Source organism: Allobosea sp. 05T422_2, from assembly GCF_056396265.1.
In genome coordinates this window covers 1-18,329 of sequence record NZ_JBFTLD010000125.1, presented here as the reverse complement: position 1 = coordinate 18,329, position 18,329 = coordinate 1, and the positions used below count along the sequence as shown (strand labels likewise).

Genomic DNA, 18,329 nt, shown 5'->3' with positions numbered 1-18,329 from the left:
GCCCTGGACGGGGCGGAGATCTGGATCACCGGCTTGCGCTCCGACCAGTCGGCCGCGCGCGGCGGCGTCGCGCTCGCGGAGGCCGAAACGGAGCGCAGCCTGATCAAGTTCAACCCCTTGCTCGACTGGTCGCGCGAGGTCGCGCTGAGTTTCTCCAAGGCTGAAGGAATCCCGCTCAATCCTTTGCACGACAAAGGCTTTATCTCGATCGGCTGCCAGCCCTGCACTCGTGCGATCGCGCMGGGCGAGCCGGAGCGGGCCGGGCGCTGGTGGTGGGAAGACGACGCGGCCAAGGAATGCGGCCTGCATGTCGGGCCGGACGGGAATCTGGTCCGGGCCAAGGCTGCCACTGCGGCGGAGGCGCGACCATGATCCAGCTCAGCCATCTGCAGAAGCTCGAAGCCGAGGCGATCTTCATCATTCGCGAGGTTGTGGCGACCTGCGACAAGCCGGTGCTGCTCTATTCGATCGGCAAGGATTCCGCCGTTCTGCTGCATCTCGCCCTGAAGGCGTTCTATCCGGCGAAGCCGCCATTCCCGTTGCTCCATGTCGATACGACCTGGAAGTTCCGTGAGATGATCTCCTTCCGGAACGAGACGGCGGAGCGGCTCGGGCTCGATCTGATCGTCCATGTCAACCAGGACGGGGTCAGGGCCGGCATCGGGCCCTTCGCCTCAGGCTCGCGCGTCCATACCGACGTGATGAAGACGCAAGGGCTGAAGCAGGCACTCGACCTGCACAAGTTCGATGTCGCCTTCGGCGGCGCGCGGCGCGACGAGGAGAAGAGCCGCGCCAAGGAGAGGATCTTCTCGCTGCGCAGCGCCGAGCATCGCTGGGATCCGAAGAACCAGCGCCCGGAGCCCTGGCAGCTCTTCAACACCCGCAAGCACAAGGGCGAGAGCTTTCGCGTCTTCCCGCTCTCCAATTGGACCGAGCGCGATGTCTGGGACTACATCGCACTCGAGAACATACCGGTCGTACCGCTCTACTTCGCTGCCCCGCGTCCGGTCGTGCACCGCGACGGAGCCTGGATCATGCGCGACGACGACCGCATGGAACTCGCGCTCGGAGAGGTCGTCGAGACCCGCATGGTCCGCTTCCGGACGCTCGGCTGCTACCCGCTGACCGGCGCAGTCGAGAGCGAAGCCGCAAGCCTCACCGACATCATCGCCGAGATGCGCTCATCGCGCGCCTCCGAGCGCCAGGGCCGTGTCATCGACCATGACGGCGCCGGCTCGATGGAACAGAAGAAGCAGGAAGGGTACTTCTGATGGCTGTCGCCGCCGAGAAGAAGCGCCCGGGCGCCACGGCTCCACTCCCTGCGAACGATTCCTCCGGACTGAGCGAAACCGCCCAGCATTCGCTGCTGCGCTTCATCACCTGCGGCTCGGTCGATGACGGCAAGTCGACGCTGATCGGACGCGTGCTCTATGAGGCCGGCGCGGTCTTCGACGACCAGCTCRRCGCSCTCGACRSCGATTCCCGCAAATTCGGCACGCAAGGYGCRGMGCCCGAYTTCGCRCTKCTSGTCGACGGKCTCTCGGCCGAGCGCGAGCAGGGCATCACCATCGATGTCGCATATCGCTATTTCGCGACGGAGAAGCGCAGCTTCATCGTCGCCGATACGCCGGGCCACGAGCAATATACCCGCAACATGGCGACCGGCGCCTCGACCGCCGATCTCGCCATCATCCTGATCGACGCCCGCAAAGGCCTGCTGCCGCAGACGCGGCGCCACTCCTTCATCGTCTCGCTGGTCGGCGTCCGCCACGTCGTGGTTGCGATCAACAAGATGGACCTCGTCGGTTACGACGAKGCAATCTTCGACCGGATCGCTGCGGATTATCGCGCGGCCGTGAAGAACCTCGGCTTCAGGTCGATCGACATCATCCCGGTTTCGGCGCGGGACGGCGAGAATGTGATGCGCCCCTCAACCACGATGCCCTGGCATAAGGGACCGGCGCTGCTGCCTCTGCTGGAGGCCATCGTCGTCGAACAGGAGACGCGCGACGAGGCCGGCTTCGTCCTGCCCGTGCAATGGGTGAACCGGCCCGATCTGGATTTCCGTGGCTATGCCGGCACAGCGGCCCGCGGCCGTGCCCGCGTCGGCGATGCCGTCACGGTGCTGCCGTCCGGGCGCAGCAGCACGATCGCGCGGCTGATTACCCCGTCAGGCGAAGCCAGCAACGCGGCGGCGGGGCAGGCCGTCACCCTGACCCTGGCTGACGAGGTCGACATTTCGCGCGGCGACGTCATCGCTTCCGCGGCGAGCCCGGTTCCCGTCCGGCGCGAGCTCCGGGCGCGGCTGCTCTGGACTGGCGAGCGCGCCATGCTGGAGGGCGGTCAGTTCGTGCTGAAGCTCGCGACCCAGGCCGTGAACGCCACGATCGGCGCGCTGGATCACAGCATCGACATCGAGGGCTTCAAGCCGGTGCCGGCGCAGGTCCTGCGCATGAACGGGATCGGCCTGGTGACGCTGCGGCTCGACCGGCCGCTGGCCACCTTGCCCTATCAGGAGAGCCGGGATCTCGGCGGCTTTATCCTGATCGATCGGATCAGCAACGAAACGGTCGCCTTTGGTTTCGTGGTCGCCGAGCCGGGCGCGGGACGAAGCCTGAACCCGGCGGAGGCGCTCTGTACGGCCGACCGCCTGCGACAGGCGCGCAACCGCCTGATCGGCGCTCCCGGCACGCCGGATCGGCGGCTCTGGTGGAGCGCCGTGAGTTGGCGCCTGCTCAGCACGGCAGGACTGTTCGGAGCAGCCCTTGCACTGACCGGCCGGCCCGGCGTCTCGGGTGTCCTCGCGCTCGGCGACTTCGCCCTGCGCCCGACCTTGCGCGGCCTTCACGCCCGGCTGTGGCAGAGGCACCCATCAGCCGCGCTTCAGGACGGCGCCGGCATCTGATCGATCGAGATCGTTTCGCCGGATGCACGATGGCGTGGGTCGCGGCGTCCTCAGCCCGCGACCACCGCCGTCGCCTCGATCTCGATCAGCGCCTGCGGCTCGACCAGCGCGACGACCTGAACGACCGCCATCGCCGGAAAATGCCGGCCCAGGGTCTCGCGATAGATCGGCCCCATATCCTTCAGGCTGGCGCGATAGGCCTCGATGTCCGTGACATACCAGGTCAGCCGCACGATATCCTCGATGCGACCGCCGCCGGCCTCGACCACAGCCTTGATATTGGCGAGGGTCTGACGGAGCTGCGGCAGAAACCCCTCGGCGAAGACGCCGTGCTCGTTCCAGCCGACGAGGCCACCGGTCACGATCACACGGCCTTCGGCGACCATGCCGTTGGCATAGCCGCGCGGCACCGGCCAGCCCTCGGGCAGGATTGCGCGTGATGCTGGAAGGTTCGACATGGCGGAGCCTCGGTCTTCGGCCGTTTCGGCCTGTTCTTGGGGGAATCAGGTCTCGGTGAGCGCCAACTGACGCAGTGCGAAACGCTGGAGCTTGCCGGTCGGCGTCTTCGGCAGAGCCGGAACGAACGCGATGGCGCGCGGGTATTTATAGGGCGCGATACCCGCCTTCACATGCTCCTGCAATGCCTTGGCCAGGGCCGTATCGCCGCGAATGCCCTCGCGCAGCACGACATAGGCCTTGACGATCTGGCCGCGGTCCGGACAGGGCGCGCCCACCACGCCGCACTCGGCGACATCGGGATGGGCGAGCAGGCAGGCTTCGACCTCCGGCCCGGCAATGTTGTAGCCGGCAGAGATGATCATGTCGTCCGAACGGGCCTGGTACCAGAAATAGCCGTCCGCATCGCGCAGATAGGTATCGCCGGTGATGTTCCAGCCGTCCTGCGCATATTTCGCCTGCCTGGGATCGGCGAGATAGCGGCAGCCGGTCGGTCCGCGCACGGCGAGGCGTCCGGGCGTGCCATCGGGCAGGGGATTGCCGGCCTCGTCGACGATCCGCGCCTCGTAGCCTGGCACGGGCAGGCCGGTGGCGCCCGGCCTTATCGCCTCGCGCGGCGCGGAAATGAAGATATGCAGCATTTCGGTGGCGCCGATGCCGTCCATCAGCGGCAGCCCCGTCCGCTTCAGCCAGGCTTCGAAGGTCGCCTTGGGCAGGGATTCCCCGGCCGAGACGCAGATGCGCAGGGAAGAGATATCGCGGCCGTCGAGCTTGTCGAGCATGGCGCGATAGGCCGTCGGCGCCGTGAAGCAGACGCTCGCCTTGTGGCGCTCGATTGCTGTGACGAGATCGGCGGGGGCGGCCTTGTCGGGCAGCACCATCGCGGCACCGATCCGCATCGGGAACAGCACGAGTCCGCCGAGCCCGAAGGTGAAGGCGAGCGGCGGCGAGCCGATGAAGCGGTMTTCCGGTGCCGCCTTCAGCACGCGCGCTCCATAGGTGTCGCAAATGGCGAGCAGATCCTGGTGGAAATGCATGGTGCCCTTCGGCTCGCCAGTGGTGCCCGACGTGAAGCCGATCAGGCAGACATCATCGCGGGCGGTATCGGCGGCGGTGGCGTTCTCATAGCCCGCGCGCGCCATTAGCGCTTCGAGATCGGTCGGCGTGCCTCCGCCCCAGGTCACGATGCGCGGGAGTTCGGGTGTCTGTGTCTGGGCGGTCCGGAGATCATCGATCAGGCGGTGATCGCACAGGGCCAATGTGATCTTCGCCTTGCGGATGGGGTAGGCGAGTTCGCCGGCGCGCAGCATCGGCATGGTCGCGACCGCGACGCCGCCCGCCTTCAGCACGGCGAGATAGGCCGCGACCATCATCGGCGTATTGGCGGCCCGCAGCAGCACACGGTTGCCCGGCCGCATCCCGAGATCGCGGGTCAGCACATTGGCGATGCGGTTCACGCGCTGGGCGAGTTCGGCGTAGGTCCAGACCTCGCGGTCCGAGATGATGGCGATGCGTTCGCCATGCCCCTCGCTGACATGACGATCGAGCAGTTCGGTCGCGACATTGAGCCGCTCGGGATAGGCGAGGCCGGCATCTGTGACCTTGAGGTCGGGCCAGCTGTCGCGCGGTGGCAGATTGTCCCGCGCGAAACTGTCCAGATGTCCTGACCGCACGAACTCCGCCTGCGCCATCTCAGCCTCCGCTCATGGCATGCGCCTTCAGGAGATCGCGCGCGATGACGACCTTCTGAACCTCGCTGGCGCCCTCATAGATTCTGAGCGCCCTGATCTCGCGATAGAGCTCCTCGACCTTGACGCCCCTGGTCACGCCGAGCCCGCCATGGATCTGGACGGCGCGGTCGATCACGCGCTGGGCGTTCTCGGTTGCGACGAGCTTGGCGAGCGCAGCTTCGCGCGTGACGCGCGGCGCACCCTTGTCCTTCGTCCAGGCCGCCCGATAGACCAGCAGGGCTGCGGCATCGACCTCGGCCGCGCTGTCCGCGATCGCGGCCTGYGAGAGTTGGAGATCGCCGAGCGTTCCGCCAAAGAGCTTCCTGCCATTGGCGTGCGACACGGTCTCGTGCAGCGCGCGCCGGGCGAAGCCGAGCGCCGCGGCACCAACCGTCGAGCGAAAGATGTCGAGCGTCGCCATCGCGACCTTGAATCCGTCGCCGGGCCCTCCGATCCGGTTGCCGACCGGGACACGGCAGGAATCGAAGCGGAGCGTGGCGAGCGGGTGCGGCGCAATCACATCGATGCGCTCTGCGATACTCAGGCCGGGCGTATCGGCCTCGACCAGGAAGGCCGAGAGACCGCGCGCGCCGGGCGCCTCGCCCGTCCGTACGAAGACGACATAGTGGTCCGCGATGCCGCCATTCGAGATCCAGGTCTTCTCGCCGTCGATGCGGACATGGCCGTTGCCGTCGGGCGCGGCCGTCGTCGCCATGGCGGCGACATCCGAGCCTGCTTCCTTCTCGGAGAGGGCAAAGGCTGCAATGCGCCTGCCGTCGCGGATGCCTGGCAGGATGCGGGCTTTCATAACCTCCGAACCGGCAAGGGAGATCGAACCGGTGCCAAGCCCCTGCATGGCGAAGGCGAAATCCGCGAGTCCGTCACGTGCAGCAAGAATCTCGCGGGAGAGGCAAAGCGTGCGAACATCCAGCGCCTCGCCGAGCCCGCCATACGCTGCCGGCACGACCGCTCTCAGAAAGCCGGCCTCGCCAAGCGCCTTCACCCGCGCCCGGCAGGCGGCATCGACATCGTCATGGGGCAGGCCGGGCAGAGTGGCATCGGCCCACTCTGCGAGATCCCTGGCAAAGGCGCGATGACGATCCTCGAAGAACGGCCAGTCGAGCGTATCGCCGAGAATGCCGGTCCCGATCATCTCAGTTCCCCTCGAAGACCGGCTTCTGCTTGGCGGCGAAGGCGTGATAGGCGCGGGCGAAATCCTCGGTCTGCATGCAGAGCGCMTGCGCCACGGCTTCGGCCTCGATCGCCGCCTCGACCGACATCGCCCACTCCATCTCGAGCATGCGCTTGGTCATCGCGTTGGCGAAGGTCGGCCCGTCCGCCAATTCGCCGGCGAGCGCCTGCGCCTCGCCGAGCATCGCTTCCTTGCCGACGAGCCGGTTGAGGAAGCCCCAGCGCTCGGCTTCCTCGCCCTTGAGCACACGGCCGGTATAGAGCAGCTCAGCCGCGCGGCCCTGGCCGATGATGCGCGGCAGCATCGCGCAGGCGCCCATGTCGCAGCCGGCAAGGCCGACGCGGTTGAACAGGAAGGCGATCTTGGTCTCGGGCGTGCCGAAGCGGATATCCGAGGCCATCGCCATGATCGCACCCGCGCCGGCGCAGATGCCGTCGATTGCCGCGATCACCGGCTGCGGGCAGCCGCGTATCGCCTTGACCAGATCTCCGGTCATGCGGGTGAACTTGAGCAGATCCTTGGTGTCCATCGCGACCAGCGGTCCGATGATCTCGAAGACGTCGCCGCCGGAGGAGAAATTACCGCCGGCTCCGGTGATCACGATCGCCTTGACCTCTTCCTCCTTCTGCGCGGCGAGGAAGAAATCGGTGAGCTCGCGGTAGCTCTCGAAGGTAAGCGGGTTCTTCTTGTCCGGCCGGTTCAGCGTCACTGTCGCGACCTTGCCGGCAACGCCTAAACCGAAATGCGCCGGCTTGAAACCGGCGAGCGGCAAGATGGTGGCGTTGGCGATGCTCATGCGTTCTCTCCCCGGCCCGCCGCTTCATCGGCGCGGCGCTTGATGGCCTGGTGCAGAGAGGCCTTGGTCTGTCCGAGCAGGCGGAAGAGCTGGACGATCTCGGGCTGGTCGAGGCCGGCGAAGAGCTCGGCGATCCAGCCTTCATGCCGCTCCGCCATGGCGCGAAAACTCTTGCGGCCCTGCGCCGTCAGCGTCAGCACCTGGACGCGCCGATCCTGAGCGGCCGGGCGCTTGTCGACCAACCCGTCGGCCAGCAGGCCGGCKACGACGGCGGTGACATTGCCGTTCGACACCATCAGTCGCTGCGAGACCTCGCCGACCGTCATGCCCGTCGTCGATTTGTCGAGCTGCGCCATCAGGTCGAAGCGCGGCAGCGTCGTCTTGAATTCCTCGCGCAGGCGATTGCGGATCTCGGTCTCGATCAGGGTCGAGCAGGTCAGCATCCTGAGCCAGAGCCTGAGCTCGTCCTTGTGATCGCCGGGACGCTCGCTTGCCTTGGTCTCACGGTCGAGAATGAGGCCGGGGGAGGGTGTTTCCATCGCTCTAGAACTCCCCGCCATTGATCAGGATCGACTGGCCGGTAATCCCGGCACTGGAGGGACCGCAGAGGTAGAGCACGGCTGCCGCGACCTCTTCCGGAGCGATCAGCCGGCCCTGGGGGTTGCCCTTGACCAGCTCCGCCAGCGCCTGCTCGCCCGGCTTTCCGGTTTTGGCTGTGATCGCCTCGATGCTGTCTGCCACCATGCCGGTATCGGTATAGCCGGGGCAGATCGCATTCACCGTGACGCCGGATCGGGCGGCCTCCAGCGCCAGCGAGCGTGTCAGCCCGATGACCGCATGCTTGGCCGCGACATAGGCCGAGACATAGGGATAGCCCCGGTGCCCGGCGGTAGAGGCGATCGCGATCAGCCGCCCCTCGCGGCGCTCGGTCATGCCGGGCAGGGCCGCCCGGAAGGCATTGACCGTGCCGATCAGGTTCAACTCGAACATCCGCCGGAAACGCTCGGCGTCGCTTTTCAGGAACGGCCCGGTCTCGACGCCGCCTGCATTGGCAACGACGATATCCAGCGGCCGTTCTCTGGAGAGAGTCCCGATCGCCGCCGCGACGGCTGCCTCATTGGTGACATCGGCGAGCGCGAAGCTGTCGGCATCGCCCTCGGCAATGGCGCTCTGCAGGGTCGCCGCGCTGCGGCCGATGATCGAGACATGCGCACCGGCCGCCTTGAGAGCGCCGGCAACAGCCCGGCCGATGCCACGCCCGCCGCCCGTCACCAGAGCATGTCGTCCCGCCAGGTCCATGACGCCGAGCCTCCTCATGCCGAGCAATATATTTTAGGTCTGAAGCAATTTGCAAGCGAGGCTTGGAACGAGCGCATGATCGTGAATTGCGCGCCGCAATCGCCGGATACGTATAGGATTGGACATGCTCCCGCCTTCCGCGCGGAAGCCACGGCGATCCCCCTTGAGGAAAAAATATTTCAGGCTTAAAATAATATCCGTCACAGCCGGGGAGGATGGGTGATGCGCATTGCGGTCGTCGGGGGCGGTCCTGCCGGACTCTATTTCGCGCTGCTGATGAAACGTGACTGGCCGGCGCTGGACGTCACGGTCTTCGAGCGCAACCAGCCTGACGACACGTTCGGATTCGGCGTCGTCTTTTCCGACCAGACGCTCGATACCTTCAAGGCGGCCGACCCCGAAAGCTACGGCGCGATCGTCGACAATTTCGCCTACTGGGACGATATCGAGATCCGCTTCAAGGACACGCTCCATCGTGTCTCCGGCAACGGCTTTTGCGGCTGCTCGCGCCGCTCGCTGCTGATGCTGGTGCAGGAGCGCTGCCGAGAACTCGGCGTCACGCTGAAATTCGGAACGGAAGCCGATGATATCGAAGCGCTGAAGCGCAATTTCGATCTCGTGGTCGCGGCCGACGGCATCAACAGCCGCATCCGCGAAGGCTGGCGGGAACGCTTCCGGCCACAGGTCGATCTCAGGCCGAACAAGTTCACCTGGATGGGCTCGACCCGGCCCTTCGACGCCTTCACCTTCTTCTTCAAGGAAACCGAGCACGGGCTCTTCATTGCCCATTGCTACCAGTACGAGGCCGGGCGCTCGACATGGGTGCTGGAGACGGACCCCGAGACCTTTGCGAAGGCTGGCCTGGAGGGCATGGACGAAGCCGCCTCGGCCGCCTTCCTCGAAGGCGTCTTCGCGGAGGAGCTGCAAGGTCACCGGCTGATCACCAATCGCTCGCTCTGGCGCAATTTCCCGATGATCCGCTGCGAGAACTGGGTCTCGGACAATGTCGTGCTGATCGGAGACGCCAAGGCGACGGCGCATTTCTCGATCGGCTCCGGCACCAAGCTGGCAATGGAGGACGCGATTGCGCTGCATMGTGCCTTCGGCAAGGCGAAGCTCGACGTCTCCACCGCCCTGTCGCTCTACGAACGGACCCGGCGCGAAGAGGTCGAGAAGACGCAGCACGCGGCGGATGTCTCGCTGGTCTGGTTCGAGCAACTGCGTCRCTTCTGGGATTTCGATCCGTTGCGCTTTGCCTTCGGTCTGATGACGCGCTCGAAGGCGATCACCTATGACAATCTCGCTCTGCGCGCGCCCGCCTTCGCCGCTGCCATCGACACGCTGGTGGCTGACGAAGTCGGCCCTGCAGCGCGGCGCAAGCGCGACGGCTCCCCCGTGGCACCCGCATTCCAGCCATTCCGGCTCCGCGAGATGCAGGTCGAGAATCGCATGGTGCTCTCGCCCATGTGCCAGTATTCTGCGCTAGAGGGCCTGCCGACGGACTGGCACCTGATGCATTACGGCTCGCGGGCCATCGGCGGTCCGGGCTTGATCGTTAGCGAGATGACCTGCGTCGCCCCCGACGCCCGCATCACGCCCGGTTGCACCGGTCTCTACAGCGACGAGCAGGAGGCGGCCTGGACACGCATCGTCGACTTCGTTCACGCGAACTCGGCCGCGAAGTTTTGCCTTCAGCTCGGGCATGCCGGCCGCAAGGGCGCGACCAGGCTGATGTGGGAAGGGATGGACCGGCCGCTTCCCGCAGGGGCCTGGCCGATCATCTCGGCCTCGCCTCTGCCCTATTATCCCGAGAGCCAGGTGCCGCGCGAGATGACGCGCGCCGACATGGATCGCGTGCGCTCCGAGTTCGTCGCCGCGGCCGAGCGCGGCGAGCGGGCAGGCTTCGACATGTTGGAGCTGCACTGCGCCCATGGCTATCTGCTGGCGAGCTTCCTCTCGCCGCTGACGAACCACAGGACGGACGCCTATGGCGGCTCGCTCGAGAACCGCCTGCGCTACCCGCTCGAGGTGTTTCGGGCGCTGCGCGAGGCCTGGCCGCGGGAGAAGCCGATGTCCGTTCGTATTTCGGCGACGGACTGGAAGGAAGGCGGCCTGTCGCCTGAGGATTCCGTCGCCATTGCGGCCGCCTTTGCCGGGGAAGGCTGTGACCTCGTCGATGTTTCCACCGGGCAGACCGTCAATGACAGCCGGCCGATTTATGGCCGCATGTTCCAGACGCCGTATTCCGACCGCATCCGCAACGAGGCGCGCATCGCCACCATGTGCGTCGGCAACATCACGACGGCCGATCAGGTGAACACGATCATTGCCTCCGGTCGCGCCGATCTCGTGGCGCTCGGGCGCCCGCATCTGGCGGACCCGTCCTTCGTGCTGCGCGCTGCGGCCTGGTATGGCGTCGATACCCCGCAACCCGTGCAGTACCAGCCCGGCAAGGACCAGCTCATGCGCAACACGCCGCGCGAGCGCGAGGATCTGACCGAGCTCAAGCTCAAKGCCAAGCCGGGGCGGCACGCGGACGCACATTAGCCATTCGCCCTTGCCGCGCGCGAAACGACGGGCGACAAGGCCCGGCGATCAGATACCGCCGGAGCCAAGCCCATGGATGCCGCCAACCCGCCGCTCGCCGGCCGCCAGCCGGCAATACCTGACGGCCTGCGCATCTATGCGGTGGGCGACGTCCATGGCCGCCTCGATCTGCTGCGCGAGATCGAGGCCCAGATCGAAGCGGATGCCCGTTCAGCCTCAGGCAAGCGCGTCATCCAGGTCATGCTTGGCGACTATATCGACCGCGGTCCCGACTCCTCTGGCGTGATCGCTCATCTCATCGACAAGCGGCGTGAACGTGAGCTCGTCACGCTGCGCGGCAATCATGAGGACTACACGCTCGGCATTCGCCATGCGCCCGATCTCGTGTTGCGCTGGTGCCGGTTTGGCGGCGTCGAGACGCTGGCATCCTACGGCATCGACGTGGCCGAGTTCGACGAGGTCGAGGAAGATCTGGCGTGCCGTCAGATCGTGCAGCGTTTCTTCGCAGCGCAACCGGCCGACCACGCCGCATTCATCGCGCAGGCGCCCCTGAACTGGCGCTGCGGTGACTATCTCTTCGTGCATGCCGGCATCCGCCCGGGCATTCCGCTCGGCGAGCAATCCGAGCAAGACATGCTCTGGATCCGGCACGAATTTCTCGACAGCGAAGAGGATTTCGGTTTCGTCGTGGTTCACGGGCATACGCCGACGACTGCGCCCGTCATCCGCCCGAACCGGATCGGTATCGACACACGCGCCTATGAAACGGGGCAGCTAACCTGCGTGGTGCTCGAAGGCACCGGCCGGCGAATCCTGACGACGGGCTGAGCCGGATCGCAACCCGGAACCTCGCCGGCCACCATTCGTTCGAGAACCAATGGCCCCGGCTCGTGCCGGACCTGTATCGTGGGAATGACGGGGCAACCCGCCTGACCCACTCACAGGGACAGGCAGAGTCCAGATCATTGCATTTTCGCAACGTCGTCGTGGCAACACGTGATCTGTTGTTGCATTCGAAAGCGGTTATCTCTGCTGCGAACACTGGCCAACGGGCCAAGGAAGCGATCAGGAGGTCACCTATGAAGCTCACGGGCATCCATCACGTCACCGCAATCTCGGCCAACGCGCCGCAGAACCGGCGCTTCTATGTCGAGACGCTCGGCATGCGCATGGTCAAGAAAACGGTCAATCAGGACGACACCTCGGCCTATCATCTGTTCTACGCCGACGGCGCCGGCTCGCCCGGCACCGATCTGACCTTTTTCGACTGGCCGGCTCCTCCGGCCAAGCGCGGCACCCATTCGATTACCCGCACCGCCCTGCGCGTCGGTGACGAGACGTCGCTGGACTGGTGGCGCGAGCGGCTGACGGCGGCTGGCGTCGCGGTTTCGGATATCCGCGCCATCAATGGCCGCGCCGCGATTGATTTCGAGGATCCGGAAGGCCAGCGCCTGACGCTGATCGCCGATGGCGGTGCGATTCCCTTCGTGGCCTGGGACAGGAGTTCCGTGCCGACAGAACATCAGATCCGTGGCCTCGGCCCGGTGACGATTTCCGTGCCGAAGCTGGAGCGGACCGAGCTCGTGCTGGGCAAGCTGCTCGGCCTCGAGCGCATTGCGGACTATCGCGACGCGGCTCATGCGACCGGCGACATCCACGTCTTCAAGGTCGGCGATGGCGGGCCGGCGGCGGAGCTGCATGTCGCGGTCGAGCCCGACCTGCCGCAGGCACGCGAAGGGGCGGGCGGTGTCCACCATCTCGCGCTGCGGACGCCGACCTTCGGCGAGTACGATGAGTGGGCGGAGCGCCTGCGCGCGACCGGCTATCCCAATAGCGGACCGGTCGATCGCTTCTATTTCCGTTCGCTCTATCTGCGTGAGCCAAATGGAATCCTGATCGAGATCGCCAGCGATGGTCCCGGCTTCGCAACCGATGAGCCGGCCGAAACGATGGGCGAAAAGCTCGCGCTGCCGCCGTTCCTGGAACCGAAGCGCCGGCAGATCGAGGCCAATCTGAAGCCGCTCTAAAGCATCGGCCCGAAAAGTGGATTGCGGTTTTCGGGGCAAAGCCGATGCAAAGACAACGGGTTAGATCATCGGACTGGATACGATATCMGGTCCGATGAACTGGAGGCATCGGCCCGAGACTGGATTGTGGTTCTCGGGCAAGCGGTGCCCACACGAAAGGCGAGATCATCGGATCGGTATCCGGTCCGATGATCCAACGCACCGAGCGGCTCAGCCGAGCCGCTCGGCTCTGATGCGGATCCCGGCGGCGTCACGGTCGAAKGTATCGGCCGTGACGCCTTCGCTGCGCAGAACATGCTTCTGCAGCTTGCCACTCGCCGTCTTTGGAAGTTCGTCTACGATGCGGATGAAGCGCGGCACCATGTAATGCGCGATGYGCTCCGCCAGGAAGCTCACAAGCTCGGTCTGGTCGAGTGCGCCGCCTGCAATCGGGGTGACGACGGCCAGGACCTCATCCTCGCCATGCTCGCTCGGCACCGCGACGGCAACCGCCTCGCGAACCCCGGGATGGGCCAGGATCTCGCTCTCCAGTTCAAAGGAGGAAATGTTCTCGCCACGCCGGCGGATCACGTCCTTGAGCCGGTCGACGAAGAAGAAGCGCCCATCCGGCATCTGGCGAAAGGCGTCGCCAGTGTGGAACCAGCCATTGCGCATMGCCGCGACCGTCGCCTCGGCATTCCCATAGTAGCCTTTCATCAGCGCCCACGGCCGGTGCGAGCGAACCAGCAATTCGCCGACCTCGCCCCTTGGCATTTCGCAGTCATGAGCATCAGCGACCCGCAATTCGAACCAGGGTCGCGGCAAGCCTGCCAGGCCTTGCTCTGAAATGCCGGGGCCGGCACTGAGCGGACTGGCTATCTCCGTCATGTTGTAGACGGTGTGCAGATCGACGCCGAAGCGCTCGCGGAACGAGACGGCGTCCTCGCCGAAGGGCACGATGAAGGCCTTCTTCAGGGGGTGTTCCCGGTMGGACGCACTGGCCGGCTGCTTCAGCAGGAACGTCGCCATGACGCCGAGCAGCAAGRCCAGAGTGCTGCCGGTACCGCGAACGGCATCCCAGAAATCGGCGGTGCGGAACTCGCGGACCATGCCGATCGATCCGCCGCAGGCGAGCATCGCATAGACATAGAGCGTCGAGCCGCAATGGAAGATCGGGCCGCAGACCAGGCAGCAATCCTCGGGGCCGATGCAGTCGAATGCGTCAGGCCCCATCGTGTAGAGCTGGACATAGGACGACACCACGCCCTTGGCATTGCCGGTCGTGCCGGAGGTGTACATGATCGCCTGGGTGTCCCAGGGCTCGATCGCACGCTCCAGCGCCAGGGTATCGTCCGCAACCACGGCGGGGAGCTCGAACGGGGCGACGGTGACGCCTGCGAGCTGCGGCTCCCGTTGCTCGCTCTCGCCGACCAGCAGAACCTGCCGCAGCTTGCCRGGATTGACCTCCGCCAACCTTGGTACCAGCGCCCGATGGCCGACCATCAACGCCGCGTCAGCATCGTCGAGCACATATTCSAGCGGGCGGCCGCGCGCGGCAGTGTTCAGCGGGACATAGACGGCGCCGAGAAAGTTGATCGCGAACCAGGTCGCCAGCAGGTCGGGGCCATTGCCCATCCAGCACAGCACATGGTCGCCCTGCTTCACGCCGGCCGCGGCAAGGGCGGCAGCGTGCAAACGCACCTGTCGCAGCGTTTCGCCATAGCTCCAGGTCGCGCCGGGCCAGAACTGGACGAAGCGCCGATCCGGATTTGTCCTGGCCTGGCGCTCGAGCATGTGGCGCAGCACGCACGCGTCGCTCCCGGGCACGTTCGCGGCATCTGCCAAATCCTTGCCAACCGTCATCAGCCGCGCTCCTCCAAGGCATCGCTCTGATCCGGCCCAGGGGCAGGGCGGCGATTTCTGGCGAAAGCCTGCGGCAGATCCGGCGGTATCGTCAATTGCGAGCGGCGCTCTGCGGCGTTGCCGCTGCTTCACGCCAGAGCGGAGGCTTCAACCCGGCGCCTGTTCACGGATTGCCCTGGCGGTCTCCTTCTGTATGTCGAAGGCGGCCCGTCGCTGCCGGATCTCATCGGGCGAAAGACGTTCGATATTGCAATAGTGCAACTTCCAGTCCGGGGTGGAACTCCAGATCAAGGGGGACTGCACCGTGGTCCGTGGCGCCGGTGCCCGCTCCAGGGTGGCCAGAGCCAGATCGAGCGTGACGTCCTGGGAGCTGCGGTCGTTCGGTCGCCCCGCGGAATTGCCGAGCGGAAAATCCGAAAACAGGAAGCGCGGCACACCGACATATTCGACGATGTMCTTGGCGCAACCCATGACAACGGTCGCGATGCCATTCTCCTCCAGCGCCCTGGCGGCGAGACTGACGCTCTGATGGCAGACGGGGCAATTCGGCACCAGAATCGCTGCATCGACCGCATCCGCCCTGCAGCKGGCGACGATCTCCGGGCAATCGACCTCGAGCGTCACGCGGTGGCTGCGATTGGTCGGCAAGCCATGGAAGCGCGGTGCAATCGAGCCGAGCCGCCCTGAGATCGCCGCCTGGCGCAATGCGGCCAGCGGGAAATAGCTCCCGAGATCTTCGGCGGTCGTATGCGTGCGGTCGATCGCGACATGGGCGATGCGCAGGTCGTGCTCCTCGCCGCTATCGGCGGAATAGACGGAATAGAACTTGGCTGCAGCGTTGTAGGGCGCTCCCGGCCCCTGATCGCCCTTGTCCGGTTGGTAGGGGGCAGCCGTCGTGATGATCGTCACCCGGCACTCAGAAAGAGGCCTCGCCAAAGCCTGAAACGGCACCGCGGCGTAATGCGCCCATGCGTAGGGCTGACCATATCCCAGCGCCTGATAGTAGGTGCTAACGCGCTGAAGATAGGGGATCGGCGCATCATGGGCGGGCGCAAACCCAAATATGTCGCTGCGTTCGCCGACCATCGCGGGCGCTCCTGTTCCTGCCGCGGCGCGGCATGRGCCGCACGGTAGAGCAGCGTCGCGAGGCGCTGCAATGCGCGGATACCCGGAATTGGTCGGCCGCCAGTTCCGGCAGCGCTTGACCCTCCATCCGGTGGAGACCCTAGGACGACGCCATGAAGGAAGAACGGCACACGATTGGCGAGCTTGGAAAGCTCAGCGGCGTCTCGGTCAGGCGGATTCGGTTCTATTCGGACAGCGGATTGCTGCCGCCGGCGACGCGAACTTTCAGCAACTACCGTGTGTATTCCGCGGAGGATGTCGCGCGTCTCGATCTGATCCGGGCGCTGCGCGATATCGGGCTGGGCCTCGCAGTCATCCGAAAGTTCCTGTCGAGGCGGCTTTCGCTGACGGACGTTCTGACCATGCGCCTTCGCGCGCTGGAGGCGGAGATCGCCTCGCAGCGCCGTGTCGCCGCCGTCCTGCGCGCGACCTTGAAGTCGCCAGACCCCACCGAAACCGATCTCAGGAGATTATGGACCGTGACGACCCTTTCCAATGCCCAGTTCCGCCTGCTGGTCGAGCGCTTCTACGACGAGGTCGCCGGAGGCGCGCAGATGGACGATGCCTGGAAGCGCCAGATGATCGAGGCCAGCACACCCGAGCTCCCGGACGATCCGACGCCCGCGCAGATCGATGCCTGGGCCGAGCTTACGGTGATCATCACCGATGAAAGCTACATGGCCGAGATGCGGGCGAATGCTGGGGCCATGTCGACCGCTGAGTTCGACCCCGCCGCCTATGCCGAAGCCGCGAACCGGACCCTCGCCAAGGTTCGCGCCGCGATGGACGACAGCGCAAAACCGGATTCCGCAAGCGGTGCCGCGATCGCGCGGGAATGGCTTGAAGACTCAGCCCGCGCAATGAACCGCGCTCCCGATCGGGCTTTCCTGGACTGGCATCTCGATCAGTATCGGAAACACCACGCCCGTTCGATCCGCTATCAGCAACTGCTCGCCATCTTGCGCGGCGACGATGCAGGAGGCCCGGCCGGCTCCGAATGGCACTGGATCAATGAAGCGATGAGGCCGCTTCTGGCTCAACCGGAGTGAGATCCGGGACGCGGGGGGCGCCATGCCAGGCATCGGCGGCGCCCGTTCGGAAGGAGAGGTCGCCACCGCTTGGGATCCCGCGCGATGGCATCTGCCTCAGGAGCTTTGCGATATCATTGCGATGTCGCCTTGCGGAACCGAATGGCCCCGAAGATGTGGTCGAGCTCTCTGGTGAAGCTCGTGCTGAAGATAACCGAGTCGGCTTCATTGCGCGGCACCGCCATCGACAGCAAGGTCTCCCTCACTTGCTCGCAATGGGCCCGGAGTTCCGCGAGGGTGACATGGGCCTCTTCTACGGAATCGGCTCCCAGCAGCGCCACCTGTCCGAGGATCACGATCACGGCTGCCTCCAGCGCGGTGATGCTCGCAAGCAGAGCGGTATTCCGTGCCGGGCCGTAAGGATCGACTGCATATCCCATGACGCGTTCCTCCCTCCACTCAAGTTCCGCCMAACGATAGGTTCGGCCACCTGACGAAGCTCCCCGGTTTCAATTGCTGGAGTGATGCCCGTCGCGTGTCCGTCTTCGGAAAGGTCTGCGCAGCGAAGTTCAGCGGGCTCCTGGCGGGAACCTCAGGCGCCGTTTTACCCGACAATTCGGCTCGCAAACCTGACATGACGTGTCAGCCTAATGTCAGCTTCAGCGTCGTAGGGTTGCGGGTTGCCGGGCCGAGATGCATGTCCGCTCGCCCCAGACGTGGAACGGCCGCTCAGACTGTCTTCCGCGCAAGGGATGGGAAAGACGAAGGTGCGCGCGGCCTTGCCGTGCGCGGGGACTTCGCTCCTGCCTAGTCATACATCCCGCTCTTGCAGCGATAGCCGACGAAGCAGCTCGCTGTGTCGCGGCTCGGAACCCAGGCGGGATCGGCATATTCATCGAGTTCGCAGAAACTGCGGTCGCGCACGAAGCGGTCATAGGTGTAGCCACCGGTACCGAGCACGATGGCGCCGTTGGCAATGACATCGTGCCGGCTGGCACTGCAGGGCCTGTTGACGGTGGAGGGCCGGGGCTGAGCCAACGCAAGATCCGCGGCCAACATCAGCATCAATGACAGAACGGCTCGGTTCATCGTCGCCTCCGGTGCGAGCGAAGCTACGGCCGCATAGTAACCGCATCGGTTGCGCAACATACCAGTCTTCGCTTGCCGCGCCGAACGGGCGAGGGGTCTGCGTTCCCAACCGGCAGCAGACGAGGTCGGTCACGCACGTCGCTGCCAGCGCGGCAGCGACGTCTCCGCCCGCTGGAGATGGAGATCAAGGCGACGCGCTGGCCTCGACGAGGATTTCTCGCTTGCCGGCGTGGTTGGCGGGGCCGACGATGCCCTCGTTCTCCATGCGCTCCATGATCGAGGCGGCGCGGTTG

18 protein-coding genes are annotated in these 18,329 nt (G+C 65.7%); 7 read left to right on the top strand and 11 right to left on the bottom strand.

What is annotated here, in order from left to right:
• The 3 genes from AC1DJT_RS20740 to cysN form a co-directional block, all read left to right on the top strand.
• The coding region (locus AC1DJT_RS20740) for a phosphoadenosine phosphosulfate reductase domain-containing protein (RefSeq protein ID WP_476834768.1) at window positions 1-372 on the top strand (372 nt) is incomplete at its 5' end.
• Window positions 369-1,271: a sulfate adenylyltransferase subunit CysD gene (gene cysD, locus AC1DJT_RS20735; protein WP_441507107.1), complete on the top strand. Its 903-nt coding sequence runs from the start codon at window positions 369-371 to the stop codon at window positions 1,269-1,271. The genes AC1DJT_RS20740 and cysD, both read left to right, overlap by 4 nt.
• The gene (gene cysN, locus AC1DJT_RS20730) at window positions 1,271-2,905 is read left to right on the top strand and encodes a sulfate adenylyltransferase subunit CysN (protein WP_476834767.1); all 1,635 of its coding nucleotides are present in this window, start codon (window positions 1,271-1,273) and stop codon (window positions 2,903-2,905) included. The genes cysD and cysN overlap by 1 nt, the downstream gene beginning before the upstream one ends.
• Before the next feature lie 50 nt (window positions 2,906-2,955).
• On the opposite strand, the gene AC1DJT_RS20725 is transcribed toward cysN, so the two are convergent.
• From AC1DJT_RS20725 to AC1DJT_RS20700, 6 genes are read right to left on the bottom strand one after another with little or no spacing between them, the layout of a single operon-like run.
• Window positions 2,956-3,363: a RidA family protein gene (locus AC1DJT_RS20725; protein WP_441490834.1), complete on the bottom strand. Its 408-nt coding sequence runs from the start codon at window positions 3,361-3,363 to the stop codon at window positions 2,956-2,958.
• Window positions 3,364-3,408: 45 nt separating this feature from the next.
• Window positions 3,409-5,052 (bottom strand): benzoate-CoA ligase family protein, encoded by a 1,644-nt coding sequence (locus AC1DJT_RS20720; protein ID WP_476834766.1) that lies wholly within the window; start codon window positions 5,050-5,052, stop codon window positions 3,409-3,411.
• Between the two features lies 1 nt (window position 5,053).
• Window positions 5,054-6,244: an acyl-CoA dehydrogenase family protein gene (locus AC1DJT_RS20715; protein WP_476769274.1), complete on the bottom strand. Its 1,191-nt coding sequence runs from the start codon at window positions 6,242-6,244 to the stop codon at window positions 5,054-5,056.
• Window position 6,245: 1 nt separating this feature from the next.
• Window positions 6,246-7,079 (bottom strand): enoyl-CoA hydratase family protein, encoded by an 834-nt coding sequence (locus tag AC1DJT_RS20710; RefSeq protein ID WP_476834765.1) that lies wholly within the window; start codon window positions 7,077-7,079, stop codon window positions 6,246-6,248.
• Window positions 7,076-7,618, bottom strand: coding sequence for a MarR family winged helix-turn-helix transcriptional regulator (locus AC1DJT_RS20705; protein ID WP_441478049.1), 543 nt, complete (start codon window positions 7,616-7,618; stop codon window positions 7,076-7,078). The genes AC1DJT_RS20710 and AC1DJT_RS20705 overlap by 4 nt, the downstream gene beginning before the upstream one ends.
• Window positions 7,619-7,622: 4 nt before the next feature.
• Window positions 7,623-8,378 (bottom strand): SDR family NAD(P)-dependent oxidoreductase, encoded by a 756-nt coding sequence (locus AC1DJT_RS20700; protein WP_441507113.1) that lies wholly within the window; start codon window positions 8,376-8,378, stop codon window positions 7,623-7,625.
• A gap of 222 nt (window positions 8,379-8,600) precedes the next feature.
• On the opposite strand from AC1DJT_RS20700, the gene AC1DJT_RS20695 reads away from it, so the two are divergent.
• The 3 genes from AC1DJT_RS20695 to AC1DJT_RS20685 all read left to right on the top strand — a co-directional run bounded on the left by AC1DJT_RS20695 (window position 8,601) and on the right by AC1DJT_RS20685 (window position 12,952).
• The gene (locus AC1DJT_RS20695; protein ID WP_476834764.1) at window positions 8,601-10,925 is read left to right on the top strand and encodes a bifunctional salicylyl-CoA 5-hydroxylase/oxidoreductase; all 2,325 of its coding nucleotides are present in this window, start codon (window positions 8,601-8,603) and stop codon (window positions 10,923-10,925) included.
• 72 nt (window positions 10,926-10,997) lie between these two features.
• Window positions 10,998-11,753 (top strand): metallophosphoesterase family protein, encoded by a 756-nt coding sequence (locus AC1DJT_RS20690; protein ID WP_441490828.1) that lies wholly within the window; start codon window positions 10,998-11,000, stop codon window positions 11,751-11,753.
• 251 nt (window positions 11,754-12,004) lie between these two features.
• The gene (locus AC1DJT_RS20685) at window positions 12,005-12,952 is read left to right on the top strand and encodes a ring-cleaving dioxygenase (protein ID WP_441507116.1); all 948 of its coding nucleotides are present in this window, start codon (window positions 12,005-12,007) and stop codon (window positions 12,950-12,952) included.
• 210 nt (window positions 12,953-13,162) lie between these two features.
• Here the strand turns inward: AC1DJT_RS20685 and AC1DJT_RS20680 are convergent, their stop codons facing one another.
• Together AC1DJT_RS20680 and AC1DJT_RS20675 are read right to left on the bottom strand one after the other, a co-directional pair.
• Window positions 13,163-14,794, bottom strand: a complete 1,632-nt coding sequence (locus tag AC1DJT_RS20680; protein WP_476834763.1) for an AMP-binding protein — start codon at window positions 14,792-14,794, stop codon at window positions 13,163-13,165.
• 147 nt (window positions 14,795-14,941) lie between these two features.
• Window positions 14,942-15,880, bottom strand: a complete 939-nt coding sequence (locus tag AC1DJT_RS20675) for a glycine reductase (RefSeq protein WP_476834762.1) — start codon at window positions 15,878-15,880, stop codon at window positions 14,942-14,944.
• Window positions 15,881-16,032: 152 nt separating this feature from the next.
• Between AC1DJT_RS20675 and AC1DJT_RS20670 the strand changes: the two genes are divergently transcribed.
• The gene (locus tag AC1DJT_RS20670; protein ID WP_476769271.1) at window positions 16,033-16,968 is read left to right on the top strand and encodes a helix-turn-helix domain-containing protein; all 936 of its coding nucleotides are present in this window, start codon (window positions 16,033-16,035) and stop codon (window positions 16,966-16,968) included.
• 113 nt (window positions 16,969-17,081) lie between these two features.
• On the opposite strand, the gene AC1DJT_RS20665 is transcribed toward AC1DJT_RS20670, so the two are convergent.
• The 3 genes from AC1DJT_RS20665 to AC1DJT_RS20655 form a co-directional block, all read right to left on the bottom strand.
• Window positions 17,082-17,387, bottom strand: a complete 306-nt coding sequence (locus tag AC1DJT_RS20665; RefSeq protein WP_441490823.1) for a hypothetical protein — start codon at window positions 17,385-17,387, stop codon at window positions 17,082-17,084.
• 367 nt (window positions 17,388-17,754) lie between these two features.
• Window positions 17,755-18,036 (bottom strand): hypothetical protein, encoded by a 282-nt coding sequence (locus AC1DJT_RS20660; RefSeq protein WP_441507120.1) that lies wholly within the window; start codon window positions 18,034-18,036, stop codon window positions 17,755-17,757.
• A gap of 184 nt (window positions 18,037-18,220) precedes the next feature.
• The coding region (locus AC1DJT_RS20655; protein WP_476834769.1) for a DNA translocase FtsK at window positions 18,221-18,329 on the bottom strand (109 nt) is incomplete at its 5' end.

Excerpts from the sequence above, each read along its gene's own strand:
- cysD (WP_441507107.1), top strand. The coding sequence starts at position 369 with ATGATCCAGCTCAGCCATCTGCAGAAGCTCGAAGCCGAGGCGATCTTC.
- AC1DJT_RS20725 (WP_441490834.1), bottom strand. The coding sequence starts at position 3,363 with ATGTCGAACCTTCCAGCATCACGCGCAATCCTGCCCGAGGGCTGGCCG.
- AC1DJT_RS20700 (WP_441507113.1), bottom strand. The coding sequence starts at position 8,378 with ATGGACCTGGCGGGACGACATGCTCTGGTGACGGGCGGCGGGCGTGGC.
- AC1DJT_RS20690 (WP_441490828.1), top strand. The coding sequence starts at position 10,998 with ATGGATGCCGCCAACCCGCCGCTCGCCGGCCGCCAGCCGGCAATACCT.
- AC1DJT_RS20685 (WP_441507116.1), top strand. The coding sequence starts at position 12,005 with ATGAAGCTCACGGGCATCCATCACGTCACCGCAATCTCGGCCAACGCG.
- AC1DJT_RS20670 (WP_476769271.1), top strand. The coding sequence starts at position 16,033 with ATGAAGGAAGAACGGCACACGATTGGCGAGCTTGGAAAGCTCAGCGGC.
- AC1DJT_RS20665 (WP_441490823.1), bottom strand. The coding sequence starts at position 17,387 with ATGGGATATGCAGTCGATCCTTACGGCCCGGCACGGAATACCGCTCTG.
- AC1DJT_RS20660 (WP_441507120.1), bottom strand. The coding sequence starts at position 18,036 with ATGAACCGAGCCGTTCTGTCATTGATGCTGATGTTGGCCGCGGATCTT.